Here is a 427-nt window from a genome sequence, read left to right on the forward strand (position 1 = left end):
CAATTGTTTAGCACACTCTCATCACAACAAAGTTCACAATCTTCATTTATTTTCTTACTCATAATATAGACAAGTGGGTTAAACCAAAATAAGCTTTTTGCAAATAATACTAGAAACTTTATTAATATATCTTTATTTTTAAAATGAGTTAATTCATGTTTTAGTATCCAGTATATTTTATCTTCTTGATATGGAAAATCTAATAACAATATGTAAGGCTTAAATAAACCCATGCATGCTGGACTATCTAATTCTTCAGTATACTTTAAAGGTATATTCTTTTTTATATTTAACTCAAGTAATAAATTTTTGTATGTATGATTTATATGTACATCTTCTACATCAAAAGATGTATCAATGACTAGATTATTAAATTTTAAATATCTACATAAAGTATAAGATAATGATACTATAGCTCCAATTACCC

General features: G+C 24.1%; 1 protein-coding gene. It reads right to left on the reverse strand.

Features of this window, described 5'->3' with window-relative positions; genetic code table 11:
* The coding region (locus KGF52_RS21180) for a M56 family metallopeptidase (RefSeq protein ID WP_227841538.1) at positions 1-427 on the reverse strand (427 nt) is incomplete at both ends.

The sequence above is a fragment of the Clostridioides sp. ZZV15-6597 genome, assembly GCF_020657815.1.
Taxonomy (GTDB): domain Bacteria; phylum Bacillota; class Clostridia; order Peptostreptococcales; family Peptostreptococcaceae; genus Clostridioides.